Origin of the sequence: Agriterribacter sp. (assembly GCF_035444585.1) — a bacterium.
GTDB lineage: Bacteria > Bacteroidota > Bacteroidia > Chitinophagales > Chitinophagaceae > Agriterribacter.
On record NZ_DAOMOZ010000044.1, the window covers coordinates 1 to 26,850 of the forward strand.

General features: G+C 44.9%; 21 protein-coding genes and 1 pseudogene. 11 read left to right on the forward strand and 11 right to left on the reverse strand.

Annotated features, from left to right (window positions below; translation table 11 throughout):
* Together PLH26_RS06960 and PLH26_RS06965 are read right to left on the reverse strand one after the other, a co-directional pair.
* A pseudogene (locus PLH26_RS06960) lies at positions 1 to 323 on the reverse strand (glycine--tRNA ligase); the annotation flags it as partial.
* Between the two features lie 81 nt (positions 324 to 404).
* Positions 405 to 1,274, reverse strand: a complete 870-nt coding sequence (locus PLH26_RS06965; protein ID WP_324585281.1) for an energy transducer TonB — start codon at positions 1,272 to 1,274, stop codon at positions 405 to 407.
* A 228-nt stretch (positions 1,275 to 1,502) separates the two neighbouring features.
* Between PLH26_RS06965 and PLH26_RS06970 the strand changes: the two genes are divergently transcribed.
* Complete coding sequence (locus tag PLH26_RS06970) at positions 1,503 to 2,408, forward strand: COG4315 family predicted lipoprotein (protein ID WP_324585282.1); 906 nt, start codon at positions 1,503 to 1,505, stop codon at positions 2,406 to 2,408.
* An 81-nt stretch (positions 2,409 to 2,489) separates the two neighbouring features.
* On the opposite strand, the gene PLH26_RS06975 is transcribed toward PLH26_RS06970, so the two are convergent.
* From PLH26_RS06975 to rpsT, 3 genes are all read right to left on the reverse strand, one after another.
* Positions 2,490 to 3,572 (reverse strand): family 10 glycosylhydrolase, encoded by a 1,083-nt coding sequence (locus PLH26_RS06975; protein ID WP_324585283.1) that lies wholly within the window; start codon positions 3,570 to 3,572, stop codon positions 2,490 to 2,492.
* Positions 3,573 to 3,577: 5 nt separating this feature from the next.
* Positions 3,578 to 4,681 carry a carbohydrate-binding family 9-like protein gene (locus PLH26_RS06980; protein ID WP_324585284.1) on the reverse strand — a complete coding sequence of 368 codons (1,104 nt, stop codon included), beginning with the start codon at positions 4,679 to 4,681 and terminating at the stop codon, positions 3,578 to 3,580.
* 126 nt (positions 4,682 to 4,807) lie between these two features.
* Positions 4,808 to 5,068, reverse strand: a complete 261-nt coding sequence (gene rpsT, locus PLH26_RS06985) for a 30S ribosomal protein S20 (RefSeq protein ID WP_324585285.1) — start codon at positions 5,066 to 5,068, stop codon at positions 4,808 to 4,810.
* Positions 5,069 to 5,327: 259 nt separating this feature from the next.
* Here rpsT and PLH26_RS06990 point away from each other — a divergent pair, with 259 nt between their 5' ends.
* The 5 genes from PLH26_RS06990 (at position 5,328) to PLH26_RS07010 (ending at position 13,270) form a co-directional block, all read left to right on the forward strand.
* Positions 5,328 to 8,126, forward strand: coding sequence for a 2-oxoglutarate dehydrogenase E1 component (locus PLH26_RS06990; RefSeq protein WP_324585286.1), 2,799 nt, complete (start codon positions 5,328 to 5,330; stop codon positions 8,124 to 8,126).
* A 38-nt stretch (positions 8,127 to 8,164) separates the two neighbouring features.
* On the forward strand, positions 8,165 to 9,736 hold the full coding sequence (gene odhB / locus PLH26_RS06995; protein WP_324585287.1) for a 2-oxoglutarate dehydrogenase complex dihydrolipoyllysine-residue succinyltransferase: 1,572 nt from the start codon (positions 8,165 to 8,167) through the stop codon (positions 9,734 to 9,736).
* A gap of 251 nt (positions 9,737 to 9,987) precedes the next feature.
* Positions 9,988 to 10,884, forward strand: a complete 897-nt coding sequence (locus PLH26_RS07000) for a hypothetical protein (RefSeq protein WP_324585288.1) — start codon at positions 9,988 to 9,990, stop codon at positions 10,882 to 10,884.
* A 118-nt stretch (positions 10,885 to 11,002) separates the two neighbouring features.
* Positions 11,003 to 11,866, forward strand: a complete 864-nt coding sequence (locus PLH26_RS07005; RefSeq protein WP_324585289.1) for a hypothetical protein — start codon at positions 11,003 to 11,005, stop codon at positions 11,864 to 11,866.
* Positions 11,867 to 11,896: 30 nt separating this feature from the next.
* The gene (locus PLH26_RS07010) at positions 11,897 to 13,270 is read left to right on the forward strand and encodes an RsmB/NOP family class I SAM-dependent RNA methyltransferase (protein WP_324585290.1); all 1,374 of its coding nucleotides are present in this window, start codon (positions 11,897 to 11,899) and stop codon (positions 13,268 to 13,270) included.
* A gap of 151 nt (positions 13,271 to 13,421) precedes the next feature.
* Here the strand turns inward: PLH26_RS07010 and PLH26_RS07015 are convergent, their stop codons facing one another.
* The 4 genes from PLH26_RS07015 to PLH26_RS07030 form a co-directional block, all read right to left on the reverse strand.
* A complete protein-coding gene (locus PLH26_RS07015; protein WP_324585291.1) occupies positions 13,422 to 15,104 on the reverse strand; it encodes a S8 family serine peptidase in 1,683 nt (560 codons plus the stop codon).
* Positions 15,105 to 15,116: 12 nt separating this feature from the next.
* Positions 15,117 to 15,980 (reverse strand): hypothetical protein, encoded by an 864-nt coding sequence (locus PLH26_RS07020; protein WP_324585292.1) that lies wholly within the window; start codon positions 15,978 to 15,980, stop codon positions 15,117 to 15,119.
* Positions 15,981 to 16,284: 304 nt separating this feature from the next.
* Positions 16,285 to 17,385: a tRNA 2-thiouridine(34) synthase MnmA gene (mnmA, locus tag PLH26_RS07025; protein ID WP_324585293.1), complete on the reverse strand. Its 1,101-nt coding sequence runs from the start codon at positions 17,383 to 17,385 to the stop codon at positions 16,285 to 16,287.
* A 709-nt stretch (positions 17,386 to 18,094) separates the two neighbouring features.
* The gene (locus PLH26_RS07030) at positions 18,095 to 20,260 is read right to left on the reverse strand and encodes a type 1 glutamine amidotransferase family protein (RefSeq protein WP_324585294.1); all 2,166 of its coding nucleotides are present in this window, start codon (positions 20,258 to 20,260) and stop codon (positions 18,095 to 18,097) included.
* A 222-nt stretch (positions 20,261 to 20,482) separates the two neighbouring features.
* Here PLH26_RS07030 and PLH26_RS07035 point away from each other — a divergent pair, with 222 nt between their 5' ends.
* The 5 genes from PLH26_RS07035 (at position 20,483) to PLH26_RS07055 (ending at position 25,717) form a co-directional block, all read left to right on the forward strand.
* Positions 20,483 to 21,730, forward strand: a complete 1,248-nt coding sequence (locus PLH26_RS07035) for an alkaline phosphatase family protein (protein WP_324585295.1) — start codon at positions 20,483 to 20,485, stop codon at positions 21,728 to 21,730.
* Positions 21,731 to 21,902: 172 nt separating this feature from the next.
* Positions 21,903 to 22,718 (forward strand): 5'-nucleotidase, lipoprotein e(P4) family, encoded by an 816-nt coding sequence (locus tag PLH26_RS07040; RefSeq protein ID WP_324585296.1) that lies wholly within the window; start codon positions 21,903 to 21,905, stop codon positions 22,716 to 22,718.
* A 56-nt stretch (positions 22,719 to 22,774) separates the two neighbouring features.
* Complete coding sequence (locus tag PLH26_RS07045; RefSeq protein WP_324585297.1) at positions 22,775 to 23,962, forward strand: purple acid phosphatase family protein; 1,188 nt, start codon at positions 22,775 to 22,777, stop codon at positions 23,960 to 23,962.
* Between the two features lie 29 nt (positions 23,963 to 23,991).
* A complete protein-coding gene (locus tag PLH26_RS07050) occupies positions 23,992 to 24,804 on the forward strand; it encodes an endonuclease/exonuclease/phosphatase family protein (protein WP_324585298.1) in 813 nt (270 codons plus the stop codon).
* Between the two features lie 118 nt (positions 24,805 to 24,922).
* Positions 24,923 to 25,717 carry a glycoside hydrolase family 16 protein gene (locus PLH26_RS07055; RefSeq protein WP_324585299.1) on the forward strand — a complete coding sequence of 265 codons (795 nt, stop codon included), beginning with the start codon at positions 24,923 to 24,925 and terminating at the stop codon, positions 25,715 to 25,717.
* A 5-nt stretch (positions 25,718 to 25,722) separates the two neighbouring features.
* Here PLH26_RS07055 and PLH26_RS07060 read toward each other — a convergent pair whose 3' ends face one another.
* Both PLH26_RS07060 and PLH26_RS07065 read right to left on the reverse strand, forming a co-directional pair.
* Positions 25,723 to 25,944, reverse strand: a complete 222-nt coding sequence (locus PLH26_RS07060) for a DUF2905 domain-containing protein (RefSeq protein WP_324585300.1) — start codon at positions 25,942 to 25,944, stop codon at positions 25,723 to 25,725.
* 63 nt (positions 25,945 to 26,007) lie between these two features.
* On the reverse strand, positions 26,008 to 26,850 hold an 843-nt coding region (locus tag PLH26_RS07065), incomplete at its 5' end, for an SAM hydrolase/SAM-dependent halogenase family protein (RefSeq protein ID WP_324585301.1).

Here is a 26,850-nt window from a genome sequence, read left to right on the forward strand (position 1 = left end):
TCAATCAAATGATCTACCCGGTATCTTTTTTTACTGTCTTTATTGTCAATCATGGGGTCGCTGAAATTATCAACGTGCCCCGACGCCTTCCATGTAGCAGGATGCATAAAGATAGCGGCATCAACGCCAACAATATTCTCATGCAACTGGGTCATGCTTTTCCACCAGTAATCGCGGATGTTCTTCTTTAATTCACTGCCCCAGGGCCCATAATCGTACACCGCGCTCAACCCGTCATAAATTTCGCTGCTGGGAAATACAAATCCATACTCCTTGGCGTGTGCTATAACCGCCTGAAACCTGTTGTTGTCGTTGGTTGCCATAAGGGCGCAAAGATAGGTGATAAGATGATATGGGCTGCAGGCTTCAGCCACGGGTTGTCAGCGGGTGAGCAATGAACAGCTTTACTCCGGCAAATAAAAAGGAACGGTATAGGTATAGAGGTAATCTATGCGCCGGTTATGTGAAACAGCAGGTTCCCATTCCCTGACCGATTTTAACAATCGCACCACCTCTTCCTGCAGCAACACATTGGCTTCGTTGGTAAAGTTAATATTGGTGAGCCTCCCCTCTTTGTTAATAAAGAACTCAAAAGCCACTTCTCCTTCAATGCGTTTTTTTAAAGCATCCTTCGGGTATAATAAATTTTCTATGATGAATGTTTCAAAGTCGTAAGTATTTTTTGGACATGGCTTTTTTTCTATCCGGCAATTGCTTCCTGTTGCAATACCCAGTGTATCAAAACAGGTAAGATCATCTAATTTATAGTTGCTGTAGGTTTCTATAGTTGCCGGCTTACCGTTGGCATGATACCAATGCCATATGCCATCCCGTGCCCCGTTAACAAAACTGCCCGATGATTCCTGCCGGCCATCGGGATACCAGGTTTTCCATATACCTGTTCGCGCTTGCTGACGTATCAATCCCGAGTCGCTTAGTTGTCCGTTTGGATGCCATCCCATAAAAGTGCTGTCGGCAGCATTGTTGATGAAATAAGTAAGTGCCCGGCGATTGCCATTTGGATAATAGAGCGCATAGTACCCCTGCCTGGTTTTTAATTTTTTGTCTTTGAACAACCCCTTCATCAAAGGGTTTCCATTGCTGTAAAATGCAACAGCTTCCCATCCGTTTTCATGCTCCGTTATTGTTCCTGTATATATGCCCTGTTTTTTGGAGGTCAGCGACAGGTCTTCATCAAAATAACAGGCTATGGTATCCTGGGCCTGCCCGTAAAAGAACAGCAAAATAAAAACAGAAAGCATACAGATCTTCATCCTGTAAAAATATGTAAAAGGGATTAATTGAGCGTGAGCAATTCACCGGTAGAATACCCAAAAATATGAATACAGCAACAGGGTTTGAAAATATTCACAAACCAATAGTGATAGTATTTTTTGCAGTTGAGGCAACCTTTAATCTTTTAATTACGAAGTGTATACTATTCAGCGCTACTCCTACCTGGAAGGATTAACCATCATTTCATTTTTAAACCTGATTTGTATATGTTGTACACAAAACGGGCTTCAGTCTTTTTTTGTCTGCAGCGGGTAAACCCTGCCATAATTTTAATTGCAGGAATATCACTGACTGTTTCGTGCAGTAAGGACAGCGAACCTGTACCACCCGAAAAAAAGCCCACCATCCTGCTGGCCGGCAGCGCTGCTTTAGGTTCCTATCTTACAGATACACTGGGCAACACACTTTATTATTTTTCGAATGATTTTGACGGGCAATCCAATTGTACAGGCGGATGTCTTGCCCTCTGGCCGATATACTATGCCGGTGATAACCTCACACAGGCCAGCCTGGAAACAGGACTTGACATTGCAGATTTTGGAACCATAACAACACCGGCAGGAAAACAAACTACATATAAAACCTGGCCCTTATACTATTATGCTCCTGTGGTGGGCGGGGCAAATGTTCGCGAGGCGCCGGGCGAAACAAAAGGGGAGGCCTTTGGTAACATATGGTTCGTGGCAAAACCTGATTACAGTATTATGCTGGTAAACGCGCAGTTAACCGGCAATGACGGTAAAATGTACAAAAGCGATCATACCGAAGGCACCGGCAAAACCCTGTATTTTTCAGACCCCAAAGGCGTTACATTGTATAGGTTTGCAACGGACGGCTTTAATACAAACAAGTTTACACAGCCGGATTTTTCCAATAATCCGGTATGGCCGATTTATGAAACGGACCAGGTGGTGGTACCTTCTGTGCTGGATAAAACGTTGTTCACTGCAATAGATGTATTTGGACGAAAACAGCTTACCTATAAAGGATGGCCAATGTATTATTTTGGTGCAGACAATATGCAAAGAGGATCGAACAAGGGAGTGAGTGTACCTGCGCCGGGCATTTGGCCGGTGATGGTTAAAGATGCCCCCGAAGCTCCGGAACCCTGATGGCAACAACCGGATACAGAGGTTGCTGATCTTTATACAGAAGTTAGCATCATAAAAGGTCGGCAACCTTTGTTAGTTGTGCTACGCAGGAATGCTTTTAAGCAGTGCCAGTATTTTTTCATCTACTTTTCCAAAAAAAGAAATACCCGCAGCACCATTATTCAACGCATACCGAATACCCATTTTAAGATCATCATCATTTTTAAAATCAGGAAGAAATAACCCGGCGTATAACGGGAAGCGGCCATGTAACCCTTTAACCCCTTCATCTACTGCATCGCCGATCCAGGCTGTGTTTTCTTTATAAAACCCATGATAGATCATCGGGCAGATCCCATCGAGGTTCCAGTTCACCCAATCTTGCCGCACTATCCGTTTGGCGATCTCCGGAGTAGGAAATACCGCGGCGGTAATGCTTTTTTTACAGGAATGCGCTACCGCAGATAAGCGGTTAACCACTGCTGTTATATTGTCGTATCTGAATTTTCTCCACGAAGGGCTTTGGTCGGGGTATTGCATCTCCAGCGGGTCTATGCCCTTCAATGATTTAAAATTATTCCTGCACACTTCGCAATAGCAAAAATCATATTCAGGCAATTCTTTGTTTTGTTCAATGCCATATTTGCTCCACAGGTTAACGGGCAATATCACATCGCAGTAACGGATATAGTCCAGGTGAATGCCATCCACATAATCTTTTGCCAGCGTGGTTCTTACCTGGTTTTCAAGGTAAACCCTAACTTCCTCCCGGGAAGGGCAAAGCCAGCGGTAATAATTTACGTAGGGAGGCCTGTCGGCGCAGGAATCACCGTTTCTGTTTTTGGAATACCATTCAGGGTGGGTTTGCAGCAATTCTTTTTCTCCCCTGTTCATGATCCACATCCACCTGTGGGCCTCCAGCTTTTTGCTTTTCGCGATGCGATAATGCTTTTCGCTGTCTGCCTCAAAAAAAATACCTCTTATGCCAGCCTCATGATATGCGGCATAAAGCATTTGCAGGTCTTCCTCTTTATCGGCAGGATTGGGATTGATCCATACCCAGTGCCCGCGTTTTATTTTCCGTTTACCTGCTGCCCGGGTACCGGCGGCATACGATTGTACGGGCAGTGAAAGCGTTGCAGCACCCGCTACAAGCGCAGATTTAATAAATTTCCGTTTATTCATGACCGTTAATTTAGAGGAGTAACTTTGCCATGCTGATCAATTTGCCAGCCCGCCCCATGATTATCACAAGTAACGGCAGCGCTGAATTGCCGGCTAATCAATGCCAATTGTAAGGTACATTCATTTTCGGCTATGCCGGCGATATTCGAAGGCAATTGAAGCTGTGAAAGGCTGCCGGCATACCTGCCATTGCTTCTCATATGTTCCTTTTGCTTGTAATACACCAGCCACAGGTATTTCTTTGACTCTTCGTGCGGGGGCAAAACAAAACCATCCTGTCCTTTTGTATGGTCTTTTGTAAACCGGAGATAACCCCACCTTTCGGGGTAATGCATATTGATTACGCCCTGCGGCGACCATACCCAGTTGTGCTCCGGAAATGGCTTGCCTGTAGCAGGGTTGATCTTTTTCCTGTATTTTCCTTCAACAATTTCAGTGTCCCATTGCACTCTTGAAAAATTAATACGCCACAATGCATTTTTTTCCGGATCGGGGGCTGCATTATTGTGTTGAAGCGCAGCGAACGGGATAGCCATTTCCACTGTCCATTTCTTATCTCTGTCGCCTGCATCATTAAGCGTTCCATTTATGTGAACAGCCGTTTTTAAATGTTCAGCGTTCCATCCGGTTGATAAAACGCCCCTGTTGCGATAGGGCCTCGATAAAAAAAGATCAAAAATCGTATTCAGCGCATTGATCTCTATTTCAAAATAATCATGGGTATCACCATCGGGATCAATGAACACTTCAAAATCATTATCCTGGAATATTACCTGGTCGTGCTTTGTTAATGTAGCCCATACATGGGGCTCTTCCAGTTCAGCGGCGATGTACAGGTGGCTGCTGTCCCATAACATTTTAAAACGGGTTTTAAAAGCAGGGCGCGGTTTTTTGTCGCCTTCAATGTCGGAAAAATATGCCGACCAGGGCGCTTTTGTCCAGCCTTTTTCATCCATTTTGCCATCAATAACCAATGCATCACTGATGTGATACGCCGTATAATGAAGCGGTGGCGCAAAAAGATGTTCATATCCTTTAAAGATATCCTGGGCTGTACTATGGAAATAAAAAAGAGAGCAAACCAATACAAAAAGAAGGCTTTTTTTCACAGCAAACATTTTGAAGAGAAACAATTCTCACCGCAAGATACAACCTGTGGAATTGCAAAGCCGGTCGGGAGCGGACAAAAAAAATGCATCCTTTCACAGGATGCAGTCAATGCCTGATCGGATTGTTTAAGCCGATGCCAGTGTATTTACCCTTTTAGCTAACTTGCTTTTAAGATTAGCGGCCTTGTTTTTATGTATAACCCCACGTTTGGCCAGCTTGTCTATCATGCTTTCTACGGAAGGCATCGCTTCTTTTGCACCCTTTTGGTCGGTGATCACTTTCAGATCGCGTATAGCGTTACGGGTGGTTTTACCATAATAACGGTTCCTGTCCCTGCGTTTTGCGGCCTGCCGCATATCCTTTTTCGTAGCCTGATGATTAGCCATTTTAAAAATTTTTGGACGGCAAAGGTAGGCGGATATACATTCAAATCCAAATTTAAGATATCAAAAGTGGCGTTTGGGATGTAGCAAGCCCCGGTTCCGGCGCTTTTGAAGCAGGGGAAAATGAATGTCAATTGCGGGGCGTAGCACCCATTCAAAAAATTAAAAATTTAGTACATAACTGGCTGCTTTTGACGGTTGTTTTAAGTTACCATATCATCAAAATCACGTAGGTTTGTGTTTGTTTTCAAAAGATAGTCTCATGAAGGATTTTTCGTATATAACCAGCTCAGATCCCGCATACATTGAAAATTTATATAATGAATTTATAAAGGATCCGGAAAGTGTGGATCCGGATTTTAAAAAGTTTTTTGAAGGATTCGATTTTGCCGTTGCCAATAATAAAACCGGAACAAACGGAACCGCCGCACACGAAGTGCAAGACCAACAGGTGCAGCCTTACACCACCACCGACGGAGTGAACTGGAAGAAAGAGCTGGGGGCATACCGGCTTATTCTCGGCTACCGCAACAAGGGACATCTTATTGCCAACACCAATCCTATACGCAAACGCAAAGACAGGGGTGCTAACCTTAATCTCGGCTTCTTCGGGTTCAGCGAAGAAGACATGGATAAGCATTTTTTTGCCGGCAATCTTATCGGGCTGGGTACCACTTCTTTACGAAAAATATTAGAACATTTACAAGCCTGCTATGCCGGACATGTGGGCATAGAATTCAAATACATCAGCGATCAGAAAAAAGTAGACTGGCTGACCACCGAAATGGAGAGAAATTTCATTCAGCCGCTTTCGCTCAAACAAAAAGAAAGGATCCTGGAGAAGATCAACCAGGGGGTAATGTTTGAAAAGTTCCTTCACACCAAATATATAGGGCAAAAAAGATTTTCACTGGAAGGCGGTGAAACAACCATCCCCGCCATGGATGCAATTATCAATAAGGCTGCCGAATTTGATGTGCACGAGGTAGTTATAGGAATGGCACACCGGGGCAGGCTGAATATCCTTGCTAATATAATGGGCAAAACCTACCAGCAGATATTCAGTGAGTTTGAGGGAACCGGGAAGGTAGACCAAACAATGGGAAGCGGGGATGTAAAATACCACCTTGGGTTTGGCAGCGAAGTAAAAACGCCCGGCAATAAAGTGATGTATGTGAAGCTTATGCCGAACCCGTCGCATCTTGAGGCTGTAGATCCTGTAGTGGTAGGCTTTGCCAGGGGAAGAGCCAATATACTGTACGACGCCGACTATGAAAAAGTATTGCCCATTCTTATTCACGGCGATGCTTCTATTGCAGGTCAGGGGATCGTATATGAGGTATTGCAGATGTGCAAGCTGGAAGGATATTACACCGGTGGCACCATTCATTTTGTAATCAATAACCAGATAGGATTTACCACAGACTTTGACGACGCGCGCAGTTCAGACTACTGCACATCACTGGCAGCCATGGTGCAGGCGCCGGTGCTGCATGTGAACGGCGACGATCCCGAAGCTGTAGTAAAGTGTGCTGAAATAGCAGCCCGCTACCGCAAAGAATTTCAATCGGATGTGTTCATAGACATGGTGTGTTACCGTAAGCATGGTCACAATGAGGGTGATGACCCAAAATTTACTCAACCTACTCTTTATGCGTTGATTGACAAGCATCCCAACCCACGGGAAGTGTATGTAAAATACCTCCTGGAACATGGGGAACCGGAAGCACAGGAACTGGCAAAGGGCATGGAAAAAAAGTTCTGGGACGATTTGCAGGACCGCCTGGACGAGGTAAAGCAAAACCCGTTGCCGTATACTTACCAGCAGCCCGATAAATGGTGGAAGCAGCTGAGAAAAGCTACAGACGAAGACTTTGAACAATCGCCTGTTACTGCCATCAGCAAGGAAAGCTTTAAAGTAATTTTTGATGCAATGATGAAGTGGCCGGATGGCTTTACCCCGCTTCGCAAAGTGGAGAAAATAATCAACGAAAAAGTAAAGCTGTTTGGCAATGAGAAAAAATTAGACTGGGCCACGGGCGAGTTGCTCGCTTATGGCAGCATATTGCTTGATGGCAAAGACGTGCGTATGAGCGGGCAGGATATATGCAGGGGCACATTTTCACACAGGCATGCCGTTTTGCAGGACGAAAATACAGATGAGCCTTATAACCGGCTTAGCACCATACCCGGCGCGAAAGGCAAATACAGGATATTCAATTCTTTTTTAAGTGAGTACGGCGTATTGGGGTTTGAATACGGCTTTGGACTGGCTAATCCCAATGCACTGGTGGTATGGGAAGCGCAGTTTGGCGATTTTTGCAATGTAGCTCAACCCATGATTGACCAGTTCATTTCATCGGGAGAAGAAAAATGGAACAGGATGAACGGCATAACCATGCTGTTGCCTCATGGCTACGAAGGGCAGGGACCTGAGCATAGCTCCGGCAGGATGGAAAGGTTTTTACAAATGTGCGCTGAGTTAAATATGGTAGTTACCAATATTTCCACAGCCGCAAATTTCTTTCATGCTTTGCGCAGGCAGGTAACATGGCCCTTCCGCAAGCCACTGATCAACTTTGCACCCAAAGCCAACCTGCGTCACCCGGGCAGCCATTCACATGTTGATGAATTTACCAGCGGGAGGTTTAAAGAAGTGATAGACGATACTTTTCCGGGAGATGCCACTGCCGTGAAAAAAGTCATTTTTTGCTCAGGCAAAATCTATTTTGATCTTGCCGCCAGGCAACAAAAAGACAACAGGAAAGATGTGGCTCTTATAAGGATAGAACAATTATATCCCTTACCTTACGGGCAATTGTCTGCTTTGTACAGCAAGTACAATAAAGGCATATGGTATTGGGTACAGGAAGAACCGCTGAATATGGGCGCCGCCTCCTTTCTCCAGATGAACCTTAATACCGGTTTGCGGCAATTGGGCCTGCCTGAAATGAATTACGGGGTAATCAGCAGGGAAAGCAGCGCTTCACCTGCTTCGGGGTACACCAAAATACATGCGCAGGAGCAGGTGGAAATCATTGAAACGGCATTTTCCATTTAACTTTATATAAAGGATAAATCAGCATAAACTGAAAAAACATGATTGATATCAAGGTCCCGGCAGTAGGAGAATCTATAAGCGAAGTTACTTTGTTAAAATGGGTTAAGCCCAATGGTGCATATGTTGAAAGGGATGAAGTGATAGCGGAGCTGGAAAGTGAAAAAGCCACGTTTGAAGTGAATGCTGAAAAAGCAGGAGTATTAAAAACCCAGGTAAATGAAGGCGATACCATTGCCATAGGCTCGGTACTGGCCAAAATAGATGATAAAGCTGCTAAACCGGCAGCTTCGGAAGCCCCTGCTCCTGCAAAGGATAGTAAAGCAGAAGATAAAGCGGCACCTGCGGCGGTAAAACCTGCGGAAGAAGCCAGGGCGGCCGGTAAGGGCAAAATACAGGTAAAAGTACCGGTTGTGGGAGAATCCATAAGTGAGGTTACCTTGCTGAAGTGGGCAAAGAAAGACGGAGAGCTGGTAAGACGCGATGAGGTGATTGCTGAGCTGGAAAGCGAAAAGGCTACTTTCGAGCTCAATGCAGAAGAGTCCGGCAAGCTGTTTGCTTCTGCAAAGGAAGGAGATACCATTAAAATAGGAGATGTTATAGCTACGATCGATACAGATATTGCCGTACCCGCTGAGCAAAAGACAGAGGTGCTAAAACCGGCTGCTGCCGAAACGAAACCCCAGGCTGCAGCAGGTGCTCCGCCGGCAACGCATTCTGCTGATGTAAAAGCCACGCCGGTTGCGGCTGCTATCATAGCCGATAAAAAGATTGACCCTAAAAGCATAACCGCCAGCGGAACCGCCGGCAGAATTGTAAAAGGCGATGTACTGGCAGCGCTGGCCAACCCCGGCAAAAAAGCTTTCGACGGGCAGGAACTGTTTACGCGTAATGTGCGTAACCAGAAAATGACAAGCCTTCGCAAAACGATCAGCCGGCGGCTGGTAGAATCCAAAAATACCACTGCCATGCTTACCACGTTCAACGAGGTAGACATGACCCGCATCATGGAAGCCCGCAAGGCATTTAAGGATAAGTTCAAGGAAACACATGGCGTGGGACTGGGCTTTATGAGCTTTTTTGCAAAAGCGTGCGCCATTGCATTATCCGAATGGCCGGCCGTAAATGCCTATATGGACGGTGAAGAACTGGTATATCACGATTATGCAGATATCAGCATCGCCGTGAGCACTCCACGCGGGCTAACTGTTCCGGTTATACGAAATGTAGAAAGTCTGAGCATGGCCGATATTGAGAAGAAAGTGATAGAGCTTGCCAATAAAGCCCGTGATAATAAATTAAGCATGGATGAATTGCAGGGCGGAACGTTTACCATTACCAACGGTGGCGTATTTGGCTCGCTGATGAGCACGCCTATCATTAACCTTCCCCAGGCAGCTATACTGGGTATGCATAAAATACAGGAACGCCCGGTGGCGATAAACGGGCAGGTGGTAATAAAGCCCATGATGTACGTTGCACTGAGCTATGATCACCGCATCATTGACGGCAGGGAGTCGGTAAGTTTCCTGGTTCGTGTAAAGGAATTGCTTGAAAACCCGGAATTGCTGCTGTTTGGAAAAGATCCTGTTAAAACACTATTGGAGCTGTAGTTCTCATCTAAACATATTTTAGACCTTTCGTAAGAATGACTCCTGTGGTTGCAAAGTAATTTTGAGGCAGTATTGAAAAGTGTGGTAATTGCAGCCTTTCCGGTATCCTATATAAGAATCCGATAGCTTAATGTGATAAGTTAATGGGTAGTTCGCAGAACATCTTTTGTAATGCCCGTGGATCCCCGGATGTATAACAATGTATGAGTTACTATTCAGAAGACATGCACTTAAAAAATAAGATTTGCAATATGAAGTTTAAATTACCGGCAGTATTGTGCCTGGTGTTTGTCTGGATCAGTTCATGCCAAAAAGAAGTTTCCGTTGAGCTTGAGTCTCCTGTTGAAAATACGCCGGTTGATACCATTCCCTCTCCGGAAAACGGCGGGCTTTTAAAACGGCTTGTAATGCAATATGAAGGGGAGCTGGATTCGGTTATTTGTAGTTTTAAATATGACAGTAATAACAGGTTCATTGAGCTTTATACGATAAACGTAGGGCAATCGGATCCGGATGATGGGGTTCACAGTTTGCTGGAACAGTTTACCAGAAATGAAAAAGGTATTGTTGAAAAGATAAGACTGGTTACTTATTTATATTATACACCTGGCGTACCCCAGCTTCATTGGGATGAAGAATTTACTGTTCATTATAATGAAACCGCCGGGCAATACCAATATTCAATAACTACAGGAACCGGAGAGATGTCTCCTATTCATGATAGCCTGGCATATAAATATGGAACGAATGGCTTAATAAGTACCGTGGAAATATATCATTTTCAGGCTAACGATACGCCTCATTTGGACGATAAGTTTGAGTACATTTATAGTGCCGATAAAAATATTAAAATTGCGAGTGCCACATCAGTTCGCAATTATCCCAATAGGGAAGATTGGTTTAAAAATGATCTGCAATATGATGATAAAATAAACCCATTGAATTTCGGACAGGAAATATTATTAACAGGAGGTCTTTTGTTTTCGGCCCCTACCCCTAATAATATAATCTACCGTGCCGATTTCATTAATAAAGAGGATATTGAGACCATACAATACACATATAACAGTTTTGATAAACCTGTAACTGCTTTATCACAGGCAGAAACAGGACAAAAAGTGACAATGAAATATTATTATCTCAAATAACCGGCTGACGTAAATTAAAAGATAGCAAAAAAACAAGATAAAGGGAATGCTGTTCAGCTCTTCAAAGCACACTAACCCATAATTGATTTTTATATTCTAAAATATATTACTCCTTTATATGAAGATCAGGCCCTTACAAACTTTGATAATAGGTGCTTTACTTGCCCTTTCCTGCAGTAAAGAAGAATCTTTTGAAAAAAAGAGGGCTGATGCTAACGACAAAGGCCCGTTACTGGTTAAGATGACGATGCAATATGCCGGCGCTTCGTATACCGGCGTAACTACGCTGGCGTACGACAATAATAAAAAGCTGACCGGTATAAAAAACAAGTTCGAAGGGGAAGTGAACGAACCCTATATAGAAGAAGAGTCTGTTTACTATCGCAACAGTAAAGGCGTTATAGAACGGCTTGTTACTATCGGGCATATATATGACGAGGATGGCAACTTTGTGCAGAAAGACAGCGTAGTGCTGAACCTGTATTACAACGGAGGCGCACAATACACGCATGGCATCAGAACTTCTTTAAATATTGTCAATGAGCCGGTAAAAGACAGCATCGTTTACACTTATAACGACAAGGAGCGGATAGCACAGGTGAAAGTACTCAGGAAAGCACCCGGCAGCAACGGATATGCCGATGAACAGGTTACCGGATATACCTATGATGAAAAAGGGAACGTTTCAACAATGACGATCCGGTTTGCCGATTATGGCGTGCTGAATCCGCCTCAGTTCATTAACTTTCAATACAATGATAAGTTTTCACCGATAGACTTTGGCAATGAAGCGCTTTTAAACGGTTTTATAATGGATGGGCTTAACTCACCTCATTGCCTCACAGGTATCAGTGACGATACAGAGCCGGATAATTCGTGGAACATGAGCTATGAATACAATGATCTGAATAAACCCGTGAAGGGTGTATACAGTAATCCCGTAACGCAGGAGAAGATCAGCTACAGTTTCTTTTATCAATAACGTTCGTATTTATTTATTCACTTTTGCAGTGTGAGCAGATATCATTCTTACCTCAGCACAGCCGCCGGTATCATAAGGCGCTATAAAGGCAACCCGCCCCTTGCCGCTTTCCTGAAAAGCTTTTTTGCTGCAGATAAAAAATACGGATCGAAAGACAGGAGGCAGATCAGTCATTTGTGCTATTGCTATTACCGTACCGGCAAAATGTTCTATGACAGTACATTGCCGGATGATGAAGCTATCCGGGTGCATATCCTGGCAGGCTTATTTTTATGCAGCTCACAACCCAATGAAACGCTGCAGCAGCTAAAGCCGGCATGGAATGAAAGACTACACCTTTCAGCAGAAGAGAAATGTGAAATAGTAAATAAAAGCCTTAATACCGCCAGCACCTCACCATTCGCCATTCACCTCTCACCCCTCACCTCTCACCTTTTACCTCTCCATGTCTTCCCCTGGAAATCAATGCTGAGTGAAGGGATAGATCACGAAACGTTTTGCCGTTCATTTTTTATCCAGCCCGATCTGTTCATCCGTATCCGGCCGGGTTATAAAGCAATAGTGCAGCAGAAGTTAGATGCCGGGAAAATACCATACAGGTTCATAGGTAAAGATTGCATCGCGTTCAGCAACATCACAAAGCTGGATGCCGCAATTGAAGCCGACAGGGAAGCTGTGGTGCAGGACTACAGCTCACAGCAGGTGGCTGCTTTTTTTAAGCCGCTGCAAACCGATCAGCAGCTCAGCGTATGGGACTGTTGTGCAGCCAGCGGCGGGAAATCCATACTGGCAAAAGACATATTGAAGAACATCAGACTCACGGTGTCGGATATCCGAAAATCCATCCTTATAAACCTTGAGAAACGTTTCGCTTCCGCCGGTATAAAGGAGTACACCAGCAAAGTAATTGACCTTACCGACCCATCGTCACTCACCTCTCACCATTCACCCCGTCCGAACGCCCGCCTGACCAGATTCGGGCAGGATGTTCATCCCCGCCTGAATGCCAGCCCGAAAGAATCGTTCTGGCGAGGCTCAGCCGGGCAGGCGGGCGGGCATTCACCACTCACGATCCACCATTCACTCTTTGATCTCATTATCTGTGATGCCCCCTGTTCAGGTAGCGGCACATGGTCAAGAACCCCTGAACAGCTGTATCACTGGAAGGAAGAGAAGCTGGATCATTACACCGCGCTTCAAAAGAAGATCCTTGCGAATGTAATTCCCTTCATAAAGCCAGGCGGGCACCTGCTGTACATTACCTGCTCCGTTTTTAAAAGAGAGAACGAAGCAATGGTTGATGAAATAAAAGAACGATTTAATCTGCGGCTGTTGAAGATGAAAGTACTGAAAGGATATGACAAGAAGGCCGATACCCTGTTCGCAGCCCTGCTGTTGCGTTGATTTGAAATTTGAGATGTAAGATTTGAGATTGGGCTGTCGGTGATCAGCTTTGGGCTTTGAGCAAAGAGGAGTATTCATTCTGTTGTTAGCAACAAACCCTGAAACCTGAAAACAAAACTTGAAACCTGCAACCTGAAACCTGCACCCTCCTCTACTTCATCAACCGCACAATACGTTTGTTTTGCCCATCGGAGTAATGGAGCCAGTAAATGCCATGTTGTAAAGAGATTAGATTGCCGAACGATATGAATTGAACTATGCCGGTCTGTGCGTCTGCTGTTTTCATTAATAGCTTTTTACCTGCTGCGTCATACAACGAAAAATAAACTCTGCCATTTGCTTTTGGCTTTAACAATACGGTAAAGTCATTTGCAAAAGGAACAGGGTATGCTTTCAGCCAATCGTTGTTCAAAATACGGTCGGCATTCTGCAATTGCCTTTTCTTTTCCAGTATCTCATATGCTATGCGCATATTGGGAATGCCGTAACCAACACGGTCATCCGGGTTATTGTATTTATCAGCGCTTTTTTGTACAGCATCGAAGATGGTTGCATTGCTGAACCCGGGGAATGCCTGCCACAGGCATGCAATCAATCCTGCCAGGTTGGGATTGGCTACCGAAGTGCCGCTGGCGCTGGCCGGATTGCCATCTGTTCCTGCAACTACAGTTCCCCAGCCTACGGAAGCAACATTGGGTTTTATCCTTTTGTCGTAAGCAGGTCCGTAGCTTGAAAAGCCGGCCACCTGTTTGCCGGCATTTACGGCGCCAATGGCAAGCACATGTTCACCATCGGCCGGGGCTATGATATAATGCCAGCTATCGTTACCGGAATTGCCTGCACTATTGGTAACAAATATTCCTTTCTTCGCTGCCATTTCCGCACCTCTTGTGATAATGGTTGACCCGCCATTCATATCGGAATAACTATGGTTTAAAGAAGGATCGGAAAAAGTACTGTAGCCTAAAGAAGAGGTAATAAGATCTACACCCAGGCTGTCGGCTCTTTCGGCGGCCGCTACCCAGTTTTGTTCTTCAACCGGATACTCGCTGGCAACATCTTCTGTGCGGAACAAATAAAACTTTGCTTTGGGCGCTGTGCCAACCAATAACCCCGGACGGTTTGCTGCTATGGTAGAAAAGCAAACCATTCCATGGCTATGCTCTTCTGTTACGCTTATCTTATTGTCCACGAAATCCCAGGTGCCCAGTATCTGGTTGTTCAATCGTACACTGTCGAACGCAGGGTTGGTATCGTAATGATAAAAGCCTGCGTCCAAAACAGCTATGGTCATGCCCTCACCCCGGAAACCTTTGTTGTGCAAAAATTCTCCCTCGTGAATATTTACCTGCGCATACATATTGCCGTAACTGTAATGATCATTGCCGCCCTGTACCATATGGCTCCTTTTTACAGGGAGGATCATGTCGCTGAATTCATCTTCTTTACGCTTTTCCCAACCCCTGATCCTCGGTGCTATAGCCGACACAGACTGTACAAAGGAAAAGCTGCTTATGTTTGATAAAGCGGATGGATTGGTGGTTTGTATCAATACCTGGTTCAGCCATTTGGAAACATTAAGTATGTTTAGTGACCCCGCAGAGCGGATGCTGTCGAGATAGGCCGGGTTAACGGGAAGATCGGAACTGTCAATGGCAATCTGTTGCCTTGTTCTTCTTTCTATGGCTTTGGGCGATAAATATTGCGAGGGATCGTTAAGCGTATAAGGGTTGTTGTTTTTGTTGTTTAAAACAATGATATATCTTGATTGTGTATAAGCATCATTCAGTACAAATGCGAAAACAAGGATCAATAATGGTGCTATTGTTTTCATTGGGAGGTAACGTTAATTATGTTCAAGCATCTTAAGCTTAATGCCATAACCAATATAGGAATAGTTGCTGGAAATGGTATCACATTTCTTATAGCCGTTCAATGCCTGGGCCAGCGAATCACAATTAATATTAAAAGCACAGGGCGTATCGGGAATTCCTTCAATAACAACTCTGCAATTAGCGTATACCTCATTTTTGTTGTACAGCCAATAAATAAAATCTTTATAAATAAGGCCTATATCCTTCCCGTATATTTCAATGCTATAATTTTTTGAGGCAGCCTGCGTGGGCGCCAAAGATGGGTCGCCCGTTGAGTAGTCGTTCTGCAAGACGGTGACCGTATTTTCAACAGAAATATTATCCAATGAAAAAGGTTGACCGACACTTGTATAGGTATAATCCCAGAAGGCCAGATAGTCCAACTCGTTCACTGCGTTAATATAACTATTGCCCCGCCAGTAATAATTTTCTTTTACGGGCGATGTAAGTTTAATGAAACGAAGGTTATTTTCAACTACTTCAATTGAGCGTTTCAGTGGGGTTATCATAAAGGTGGCATTATCCACCCATGGATCCATACCTGCCGAATCCCTGATCATCCTGCGAATGCGGTAACTGGGCCGTCCGAGATTATCTGCTATTTCGGCATCCACTATATCTTTTACCTGGTAGCTGTGTACCTCTTCATGGGTATCGAAGTTGACAAACACGGTAGAATCCATTTGATAAACAATATATTTACCTACTTCGAGAGGATAGTAATCATTAACACTTGTAGTAAAGGCAAAAGCTTCTGTTTGTTTTTTGCAAAACTGCAGGCTTAAAAAAACAGGTACTGCCAGGATAAGAAAAAAATATTTGCTGCTTTTGCTCATACACAAAGATTAGAAAAAAGCTTTAATACAGGCAATCCAAACAGGCATAAGGTTGCGCGCACCTGTTAAAAATAAAAACCGGAAAGTTGTCTTTCCGATCCCTAACGTTTTGATCTTCTTTTTATTGCAGGGTAGCTTTCAGCGGTTAGCGGTTAGCAGTCAGCTTTCAGTAGTCAGCTTTCAGCTATCAGTCTATGAGCCATGAGCTATCAAAGATAGAACCGGGTTCCTCTCACTCTCACTTTCACTTCTCACCTCTCACTATTCACCATTCACAATTCACTATCCTCTCACTTCTCACCTCTCACGTCTCACTTCTCAAAATCACTCCCCCGCCAATTACGTCTTCACCTTCGTAAAACACAGCGCTTTGTCCCGGAGCGATGCCCTTTACATGATCGTAAAAACCCACCTGTATACCTTTCTCGTGATTTTGTAAAACGGAAAGCGTCCCGCTGTCTTTGTATCTGATCTTTGTTACGGCTTCCATTCCGTTGATTATGCCATCATACTTTAACCAGTTGAGCTTGCCCACCAGCATTTCCTGGCGGTTGAGGTCTTCTTCATCACCCAAAATAACGGTATTGGTTTCGGGAATGATCTGCGTAACATAGGCAGGTTTGCCCAATGCTATATCCAGCCCTTTGCGCTGGCCAATGGTATAAAAAGGATACCCTTTGTGCTTACCGATGATCTTCCCGGTTGCATCCACGAAATTTCCACCGTTCACCCTTTCCTCCAGCCCATCCACTTTGCGTTTCAGAAAGCCGCGGTAATCATTATCGGGCACAAAGCAAATTTCATAGCTTTCACTCTTTTTAGCCAGTTCGGGATAGCCGTAATCCAGCGCCATCTGCCTGATCTCCGTTTTGCGGTACTTGCCCAATGGTAACATGGTACGGCTTAACAGATCCTGTTGTAAGCCCCACAACACATAGCTCTGGTCTTTGGTTTCATCTGCGCCTTTACTGATATAGTAACGCCCGTTGGAGTGCTGGTGAATATTGCCGTAATGCCCTGTAGCAATATATTCGCAATCCAGCGCATCCGCTCTTTTTAAAAGTGCCCGCCATTTAATATGGGTATTGCACATTACACAGGGGTTGGGCGTTCGCCCTGCCAGATATTCTTCTACAAAATTCTCTATTACAGCATCTCCGAATTCGCTCCGGATATCCAGTATAAAATGCGGGAACCCATGCTCCACCGCCGCCATCCGGGCATCGTTAAAACTGTCTACATTGCAGCAACCTGTTTCTTTTTTGCTGCTGCCCGCACTTGCATAGTCCCATGTTTTCATGGTAATGCCAACCACTTCATAGCCCTCATCATTGAGCATGAGCGCAGTAACAGTACTGTCTATACCGCCGCTCATTGCCACCAGAACTTTTCCTTTACGGCTCATAATAATTTACAAATTAGCCTGCAAAAGTACGGAAAAAGCATCATTATCATTACCGGCCATTGGGAGGCGCTCGCTTTAAATCTTCGTACAAAAAGCACAAAGCAACAACAGTTGGCTGTCGTTGCTTTGATCAATGTCTTTGTTGGTTTTTAGGACATTGCATTGAATTTCCCGGGTCAGGGGAGTTGTTCAGGGGTTTCAGGGCACGGTTCGGGTTAAGGCTTCGGTGTTTTCAGGGTTTTGGATTAAACAGGATCTATTGGATTTGTTGCACAAAGTAACGGCCGTTTGCACGTTCAGAAAATAGAACCTTATACTATAATTGTGTAATGACAGCAGTTGTCACGTTGTAATAATCGTTACTACGCACACGGAAAATTACTATACGCGAAAGAACATATTGGGTATGAGATCAGAGACTCGTCCGGCGGGTATTGATATTTTGCGGGGACAGAGTCACGGAAGAACATACTGTAATACGAAGTCAGAGACATCGTATAGCCCTTTTTCGTATGCGGTCGGTACGCGACAAAGGAGCGTCAGACCGCATGTTAGAGGCTCCATCCTCAAAGAAATTGCGCTGTAATCCTGTTGCTTTCTGATTGCGCCATAGTTACGATTTGAAAGTTTATTTACAGTTTAAAATACAACATTTTGCCAACAGCAATACCGCCTGCAACTCATGGCTGACTGCCGACAGCTCCTTCTGCTACCAGCTTATTTCCACATTAATTCCTTCGGGGCTGTTGTTGAAGCCCAGGAGCAAGGTGCGGGAAGCTGCATCCCATTCTTTTTTAATGCCGGTGAGCGCCGCACCTTTATCATCCGTTACACTTGTTTTTTCAGGAGCCGCCGGCAACAGGATCCGCATGCGGTTGATGGTATTGAGCGGGCTTTTGCAAATAAAAGCATATGATCCTGCACCGGTCTTTTCATTGTACACCCTGCAGGCAGATGCCAGCACCTGCGGCTGCTTCTTGTTTTTGATCCTTGACAGGTTATACAAAAAAGCCTGGCTTCCCGGTTGTACAACCTTCTTTTGCAATACCGGCAGCTCAGGATCAAACAGGTCTATCAGCAGTCCGTTCACTGTATATGGCTGTTCGCTTATGCTTTCGTCCATCACAGACACAATGTCATAGGGACCGCGCTGCAGGTAAAAGTTGTTTTTGAGCTGCAGCTCACCTGCTTTCGCGTCTGTTTGCCAGGCTTTCTTTATTATATTCATGTAGTTTTCATCGCCGTTAGCCGCTATTACGAAGGCTTTGGGGTTCTGCCGCAGGACATATACTTTGCCTTTGCCCACGGCAGCTTCCTGGTTGTTACCGGTTGGTTTTACCTGCAACAGCTCAAACAGGTGCCGGGAAGGCGCCGGATACCTGTTGCCGCCCGTATTCCACCATTCCATTACTGCTTGATAAGGATCGTCATCGCGCCCGCAGTAAACCAGCACGCCACCTTGCTTTACCCAATCGGCCAGGTGCCGGTGCACATCTGCCGAAACGGGCTTCATATTGGAGTAGCTCATCACCAGCACTTTTATATCCTTTAAGGTGGCGGCATACGCCAGGTTTTCCATGTGAACGGTTTGCACGGGTATGCCGCGCTTTACCAACGGTAATGTTTGACCGTAGAAATTGGAGAATTGCGGGTCTTCAAACCCGTTGTGCACCGGGAACCGCTGGAACATCAGTGAATTGCCCATCAATATGCCGATACCGCCTGAACCGGTAATCTTATGGTGCGTTACCTGTATATTGTTCAGCGCATTTACCATCACCTGCATCTGCGTGGAATAATATTTAGGGATCAATACCTTTTCATCGCTGCTGGCAAGTTTATAGGGTCGTGTATATATCCTTTCGGGCCATGGCATTACTTCGTAGTTGGCTACCATCGGGTACAGCAACTGGGCGGTAAATGTGGCTTCGTAATTTTTTTTGTAATCGGCCCAGTCGCGCGGCCAGTCTTCAATAGGGTCGGTAAGGAAGAAAAGCTTACGGTTGGTGGGCGCCGTCATAGAAACCATAGACCCGTATTCGAGGAAAGCATTTTCAAAAACACGCTCTTTTTCCAGCCCGTTAAAATAAGTTGGTTCTCTTGATGTGCCTGTCCATACCTGTGCAATATACCCGTCAATACCGGGCAATGAAGCAAGGCTGGCTTCAGGACTTACGATCTGCCATGATGAATAATTGACCAGCGAATGCGTGGGTATATACACTTTTACATCCATCCCTTTTGTTTTACCGTATTCCTTCGCGTATGCCGAAACCTGGTCAATGGCATGGTAATACAAATGATACTTGAGCTTGCCGGACAGGTAAGTATTTTCGGGCGATTCGTGCTGCGGCCGCCAGGGAAAACCATAATAACTTTGCCATTCCTTTTTAAATACTTCGCTGTAGCCCGCCCTTGCCCAAAATTCCGGCTCTTCAAGGTAAATGGAGCTGATACCCGCATCAATCACTCTTTTGATCACTCTTTCCTTCATGTATGCTATGAACGATGCTACGGGCACAACATAGGGGATGTTCCGCCCATGCCATATCGTGTCACCATTCACCGTTTGCTGTCCTTCGCCAAGATGATCCTTTCCATCCCATCTGCCTAAAAAATAATCATCGTACTGCCCCCAGGCGATGCCCGTCATGAAATGCGTTTGATACCCACGGTCGCGCCACGATTTTACTCTTTCTTCAAATGACATTTTCCCTCTTTCGCTTACCCCGTATACAATAGCGATATCGGAACGTACATCAATCTCCGGTATCCAGTGATGCGCCGTCTGAAAAGCCGTTTTTTCCTGGGCTATCGCAGTGGCCAGCAATGCATTCGTAAGGAATAAAGCCGGTAACAGCTTCCTGAAATTCATTTGTATGATTTTTAATTTTAAGGCAAATCAACTCATAACCCTCTGTAAGTATTGTGCCGCCATGTTACCCCTGTTCATGCTCAATATAATTATAAATATTCTCCGGCGGTCATTGTATATGACATTTCTATTGATCATGTGTAAGAATTAATGATTATTTGCCATATTTGTCAAAATAAACCGGTAACGCAGATTTACAATAAAGAAATAAAATTTTATGCAATGAATCTTCAAAAAAAGAAATTCTGGTTATTGCTGGCAGCCGCTTTTTCTTGTTTTCACGGCTTGTATGCACAGCAAAACAAAAAAGCCGTTTTTGTAATTGTAGATGGCATTTCATCTGACGTGATAGAAAAATTAAACACGCCCCATCTTGATGCTATTGCCAAAGTAGGCGGCTATACAAAAGCGCATGTGGGCGGAGAAAAAGGCGGCTATTCCGAAACACCTACCATATCTGCCGTGGGATACAACAGCCTGCTTACCGGCACATGGGTGAACAAGCACAATGTTTGGGATAATGACATTGCTGCTCCCAATTACAATTACCATACCATCTTCCGCTTCTTTGAATCGCAGTATCCCGGTAAAAAAACAGCTGTATTTTCGAGCTGGGAAGATAACCGTACGAAACTGATAGGAGAAAATTTACCGGCTACAGGAAATATTAAATTAGATCATCATTTCGACGGACTGGAGCTGGATACGATCAATTATCCTCACGATAAGGGCCGGGACTTCATGCATCGCATAGACGAGGCCGTTGTAAATAATGCTGTGGATCATATTAAAAAGGAAGCGCCTGATCTTTCATGGGTATATTTGGAATATACAGATGATATGGGGCATATGTATGGCGACAGTGAGCAGTTTTATAAAGCGGTAGCTATGATGGATGACCAGATGGGAAGGCTGTGGCAGGCGATACAATACCGCGAAAAAAACTTTAAAGAAGACTGGGTGATCTATATTACAACCGATCACGGAAGGATGGCAAATAACGGAAAAGGGCATGGCGGCCAGTCGGACAGGGAAAGAAGCACCTGGATCGTAACGAATGCCAAAGGGCTGAATACTTATTTTAAAACCGGCAACCCCGGCATTGTGGATATAATGCCTTCCATAGCTCAGTTTTTAAACATCTCAATACCCCGTGAGCAGTTAATGGAAATTGACGGGGTGCCTTTGACCGGGAAGCTGTACGCCACCACGGCCAACATGTCGCTGCTGAACAATAAGCTGCGCGTTACATGGAAAGCGGTTGAAAAGAAAGGAAAAGCAAAGATATGGCTGAGCACAACCAATCATTTTAAAGAAGGAGGAAAGGATCAGTATACCCTGCAGACTACAGTGCCCCTGGCAACGGAAGAAGCAATAATAGATGTAAGCAAACTGCCTTCCTCTTTTTACAAAGTGGTTATAGAAACGCCGGGCAATATGCTGAACAGGTGGGTAGTGGAGCGGAAGTAGCACGCGGCCGGTACGCGACCTAAGGAGCGTCAGACCGTATGCCGAAGGAGAGGTGAGTGGTGAGTAGTGAATAGTGAGTAGTCAGTGGTGAGTGTATCTGATAGACTGATGCCTGACTGCTGATACCTGATTACCATCATATTGTTTCATCGGAAATTCGAAATTTTTATTCATGAATAATATTTCAAAATATAAGTATATATTTTTATTTTTTCTTTTGGCCCCGGCAGTTTCATGCAAGGTACAGCGTGCGGCTTCTGCTCACAGCAGCACTTCGCTGGTTACACAGGGCCCGTTATGGGGAGCAGTGTGGCAGCAAAAAGCTTCCGAATACAAAGCCTTGTGTTACCAGGCATATAATGCGGCAAAAATGCAGTTGGATATTTTATTGCAGCAATCCTACAGCAAACCTGTAGCGTTGGTGACCGATATTGATGAAACCATACTGGACAACAGCCCTTACCAGGTGCATATCGCTTTAAAAAACGAAGAATACTCAGATGCTTCATGGATGGAATGGACAAAAAGAGTGGACTGCGATACCGTGCCTGGCGCTTTATCTTTTTTCAGGTATGCGAAAAACAGGGGCGTGGATGTATTTTATATTACCAACCGGCTTGAGGCGGAGCGGGAAGCTACTTTACAGGACATTCAGCGCTGGGGTTTCCCCGATGCGGTTAGCAGCCACCTCACCATGAAAACGACCACTTCGGGCAAGGAACCGCGGAGGGAAACGGTGGCGGATACACATGAAATAATCATGTTGTTTGGCGATAACCTCAGTGATTTCAGTGCGGTTTTCGACAAGCAGCCTGCAGAGATCCGGAACGCTGCAACCCGCGATAATGCTGCCCTGTTCGGCGCTAAATTTATTGTATTGCCCAATGCCATGTATGGCGACTGGGAAGGGGCGTTATACCAATACAAACACATGCTGCCTCCCGCAACAAAAGACAGCATTATCATTAGAGGACTTAAGAAATATTAACAGATAGTTTTCTATGGATTAATTTTTACAAATTTTAATGTGATAACAAAGAGAACATGAAAACTACGCAGTTACAAAAATACCTTTCATCAATCGGGATAACATTTTGCTTACTTTTTTTGGTGAGTGTCTTTCGTGGCAATGCCCAGGAACAGATCAAAATTTCACATGGCCCCTATTTACAGGCGATGACCGATTCGGGCGTGTCCATAGTATGGATAACCAATAAGCCTGCTACTGCCTGGGTAGAGTTGGCCCCGGATGACGGAAGCCATTTTTACCAATCAGAGCGGCCGAAATTTTTTTCCGCCTCCAACGGCTTGAAAAATGTTGGGACTGTTCACCAGGTACACTTAAAAAATTTGTTGCCCGATACCCGTTATCGTTACCGGGTGTACAGCCAGGAAGTTTTGAAGCATGAATTTGTATATGTTCATTACGGTAATGTAGCCGCAACAGCCGTATACCGGAAAAAACCGCTCACGTTCACCACCCCCGGGAAGCCGGGCCCGTTTGAGTTTGCGGTCGTTAATGATATTCACGAACGAAATGATGTATTGAAACAATTGTTAAGCCAGGTTGATTTAACGAAGACCGGTTTTGTTGTTTTTAATGGCGACATGATCAATGCCTCCAGGAGCGAGGCGCAGGTATTTGCTGGCTTTATGGACACGGCAACGGCTTTATTCGCAAGCGAAACGCCTATGTATTATGCAAGAGGGAATCATGAAACACGTGGGCCTTTCGCTGCTGAATTCCCCCGATATTTTCCGGGTATCGGCGGGCATTTGTACTATACATTCACGAGGGGAAATGCCTGTTTCATAATATTAGACGGCGGAGAAGACAAGCCCGATTCCGATATTGAGTACAGCGGCATCACTGATATGGATAATTACCGGACAGAACAGGCAGAATGGCTGGCCCGGGTTGTGGAAACAGATGCTTTTAAAGAATCGAAATATAAAATCGTGATCTGCCATATACCACCTGCCGATGGATGGCATGGCAACCAGGAGATCAAAAAGAAATGGGCGCCCATTTTAAATAAAGCAGGAGTAACTGTTTTTATCGCTGCCCATGAACACCGCCACAGGATACAAAGATCCTCTGACGCAATGAAATTTCCCGTTATAGTTAACTCGAATAATAACCTTATCAGAGCAGGCATCTCTGAAAAAGGGGCATGTTTCCGTATTTTTGATACGGCAGGTAAGTTGGTGGATGAATTGATCGTACCGTAAAGATATCAGAGCAATTACAACATCATCATATGCGCAGATTTTTAGTACAATTATCCGTAGCTGCTATTTTCCTGATCGTATCCTGTTCTTCCCGTAAGATCCAATCAGGAACCATATCCGGGGACGTCATAAAAGTGATGACATATAACGTGCATCATTGCAATCCGCCGGGGAAGCCCGATGTTATTGATGTGGATGCCATCGCCGCTGTTATAAAGCAGCAGGGTGCAGACATAGCAGCGGTACAGGAAGTGGATGTGCATACCGGGCGTTCAGGGAACATCAACCAGGCGGAGCAACTGGCTGCTAAAGCCGGCTTCGGGTTTTATTATTTCGGGAAGGCAATGGATTTTGACGGTGGCGGGTATGGGGTTTTAATTTTATCCAGGTATCCTTTAACAGACACCATTACTTATTCATTGCCCATGGCGGAAGAGAAAGGCGGAGAGCCCCGCGTATTGGCTGCGGCAACTGCTACATTGCCCAATGGAAGATCTGTGCGTTTTGGCAGCACGCACCTGGAAGCATATAATAATACAAGCAGGATTTTACAGATAAAAGAGATCAGCCGCATAGCCGGTGAAGTTACTTTGCCTTTTATTGTTGCCGGCGATTTGAATGCAGCCGAAGGCAGTGAAGTGATCCGTATCCTGGACGCGGATTTTACGCGTACCTGCTATAAATGCCCCTCTACTTTTTGGGAAGGTAATGAAACAGGAGCGATAGACTTTATTGTATCCAGACCCAAAGCTGCTTTTCATGTTTTGTCGCATCAGGTAGTGCAAAATAAAGAAGCGTCGGATCACATGCCTGTTGTTGCTGCATTACAGTTAAAGCAATGATTGATAGTCCACAAAGACCCAAATTTGCCTGCCGGTTTTCTTTGTTATAATTGTTCAAACAGGATCATAATTGCATAAATGTTTTCAGGACTTAAATGGCTAATTCTATATTTGTTTTATGAAGCATAAGCATTTATTCCCGCTTTTCTTTTCAGCGATACTGCTGGCTTCCTGCGCCGGCACGAAACATACACAGAAAATGAGGTTGAGCTGGGAGGAAAATTTCAACCAGTTGAATGGCTTTGATACCAGCCGGTGGTCGAAGATACCGCGGGGAAAGCCGGACTGGCAAAATTATATGAGTGATTTCGACAGCTGCTATGCCATGCGTGATGGCAAATTGATATTGCGTGGTATAGTGAACAACAGTCTTCCAAACGATACTGCCAGTTATTTAACAGGCGGCGTATATACAAAAGATAAGGTGGCTTTTGGCTTTGGCCGGCTGGAAATATATGCAAAGCTGAATGGCGCACGCGGCGCGTGGCCGGCTTTCTGGCTCCTGTCGCAGGGGATGGGATGGCCCGATGGCGGCGAGATAGATATTATGGAAAGATTGAATTCTGATTCAATTGCCTACCAGACCGTACATTCACATTATACATATACACTAAAGATGAAAGAGCCCAAACAGGGCGCAACCGGCGTGATCAACCCCAATGGCTTTAACAATTACGCTGTGGAGCTGCACCGCGATAGCCTGGTTTTTTTCATAAACAATAAGAGAACGTTTTCTTATCCCCGTATTCAAACAGCCAAACAAGGACAGTTTCCTTTTGATAAGTATAAGTATTACCTGTTGCTGGATATGCAGTTGGGCGGTAGCTGGGTTGGCAAAGTATATGCAGAAGACCTGCCCGTTGAAATGGAAATTGACCGGGTGCGGTTTTATGAGTTTAGGCGAGGGAGGTAAGGGCTTTATAATTTCCTGAGCAACCATATAAGAAACGAAAGCCCGGTGCTAAGCAGGATCATGGTTGTAAGGGGGAAGTAAAAGCGGAAATTTGCCTTTTCAATGCGGATGTCTCCCGGCAGGCGGCCGACCCAGTGAAGCTTGTCGTGGAAAAAATAGATCACAATACCTGCAACAACGACCAGTATTCCCGCCACGATGATGTATTTGCCCGTTTCAGCGTTCATTGTATAAAATTATAAAAAAGCAAACCATGCGGCCGGCAACGCATAACGACGCCGGTTCCTGTACTAATCAAAAAATATGCGTATGGTTTGATAGAACAAACGGTTCTGCAAATGTGCCGACTGCTTTTCAGAATATCCCTGCAGCCCCAGCAGCCCGGCGGCATTGCCTTTGTTGATCGCAATTTCGAGATATCCTGCCGAATTAAAGAGTGCCAGCTTTTCACCCTCGGGCACATCGGCATAGGTTTCGCTGATTTTTTCAATCACTTCATCTCTTTTAAAGGCAATGGTAAAGTGCCGCCCTTTTCGCTGTTCTTCAAAAAATTCACGCGTAATATTGATCACCACGTTTTCAAAATGGTCTATAAAAATGATCTGTCCTTCGATCCAGTTTTCGCCAAGCATCGGCCGCAAAGGATTTTTTTCCAGTATATGTATGTCCGGGATACCGATACTGTGAAGGCTTTCTCCTTTTACGATGGACTGTATGCTTTTGCCAAACAGGCGTGTAACGTATAAGGCATTTTTGGCCACCGGTTCATCCGTGGGCAACCCGATCACCATTTCGGGTTTCCCTTCGGTGATCATGGTAAGCAGCCCGTTATCGGCGCATAAAATATACTGCCGGTTGTGAAAGGCCAGCAGCAGGTGCTCATGCCTGTTCTCAAAAAGATTTACCAGCACGATATGAAAAGTAAAGTCGGGGAAATTTTTAACAGTATTGCGACACACATAAGCCGCCTGCGGATAATTGAATGGCGTAAGTTCATGGCTGATGTCAACCAGTGTGCATCCGGGGATCATTTGCAGCAACTGTCCTTTAATAGCCCCCGCCAGGTAGTCTTTTTGTCCGATATCTGATGTAAGTGTTATTAAGGGCATGTGTGATGAGCAATAGTACAACTG

Bases quoted from the DNA above. Each gene is read 5' to 3' on its own strand.
- PLH26_RS07035 (WP_324585295.1), top strand. From the start codon at position 20,483: ATGAATCTTCAAAAAAAGAAATTCTGGTTATTGCTGGCAGCCGCTTTT.
- PLH26_RS06965 (WP_324585281.1), bottom strand. From the start codon at position 1,274: ATGAAGATCTGTATGCTTTCTGTTTTTATTTTGCTGTTCTTTTACGGG.
- PLH26_RS07040 (WP_324585296.1), top strand. From the start codon at position 21,903: ATGAATAATATTTCAAAATATAAGTATATATTTTTATTTTTTCTTTTG.
- PLH26_RS06990 (WP_324585286.1), top strand. From the start codon at position 5,328: ATGAAGGATTTTTCGTATATAACCAGCTCAGATCCCGCATACATTGAA.
- PLH26_RS07045 (WP_324585297.1), top strand. From the start codon at position 22,775: ATGAAAACTACGCAGTTACAAAAATACCTTTCATCAATCGGGATAACA.
- PLH26_RS07060 (WP_324585300.1), bottom strand. From the start codon at position 25,944: ATGAACGCTGAAACGGGCAAATACATCATCGTGGCGGGAATACTGGTC.
- PLH26_RS07000 (WP_324585288.1), top strand. From the start codon at position 9,988: ATGAAGTTTAAATTACCGGCAGTATTGTGCCTGGTGTTTGTCTGGATC.
- PLH26_RS07050 (WP_324585298.1), top strand. From the start codon at position 23,992: ATGCGCAGATTTTTAGTACAATTATCCGTAGCTGCTATTTTCCTGATC.
- odhB (WP_324585287.1), top strand. From the start codon at position 8,165: ATGATTGATATCAAGGTCCCGGCAGTAGGAGAATCTATAAGCGAAGTT.
- PLH26_RS06970 (WP_324585282.1), top strand. From the start codon at position 1,503: ATGTTGTACACAAAACGGGCTTCAGTCTTTTTTTGTCTGCAGCGGGTA.
- mnmA (WP_324585293.1), bottom strand. From the start codon at position 17,385: ATGAGCCGTAAAGGAAAAGTTCTGGTGGCAATGAGCGGCGGTATAGAC.
- PLH26_RS07005 (WP_324585289.1), top strand. From the start codon at position 11,003: ATGAAGATCAGGCCCTTACAAACTTTGATAATAGGTGCTTTACTTGCC.
- PLH26_RS06975 (WP_324585283.1), bottom strand. From the start codon at position 3,572: ATGAATAAACGGAAATTTATTAAATCTGCGCTTGTAGCGGGTGCTGCA.
- PLH26_RS07030 (WP_324585294.1), bottom strand. From the start codon at position 20,260: ATGAATTTCAGGAAGCTGTTACCGGCTTTATTCCTTACGAATGCATTG.
- PLH26_RS07015 (WP_324585291.1), bottom strand. From the start codon at position 15,104: ATGAAAACAATAGCACCATTATTGATCCTTGTTTTCGCATTTGTACTG.
- PLH26_RS07020 (WP_324585292.1), bottom strand. From the start codon at position 15,980: ATGAGCAAAAGCAGCAAATATTTTTTTCTTATCCTGGCAGTACCTGTT.
- PLH26_RS07055 (WP_324585299.1), top strand. From the start codon at position 24,923: ATGAAGCATAAGCATTTATTCCCGCTTTTCTTTTCAGCGATACTGCTG.
- rpsT (WP_324585285.1), bottom strand. From the start codon at position 5,068: ATGGCTAATCATCAGGCTACGAAAAAGGATATGCGGCAGGCCGCAAAA.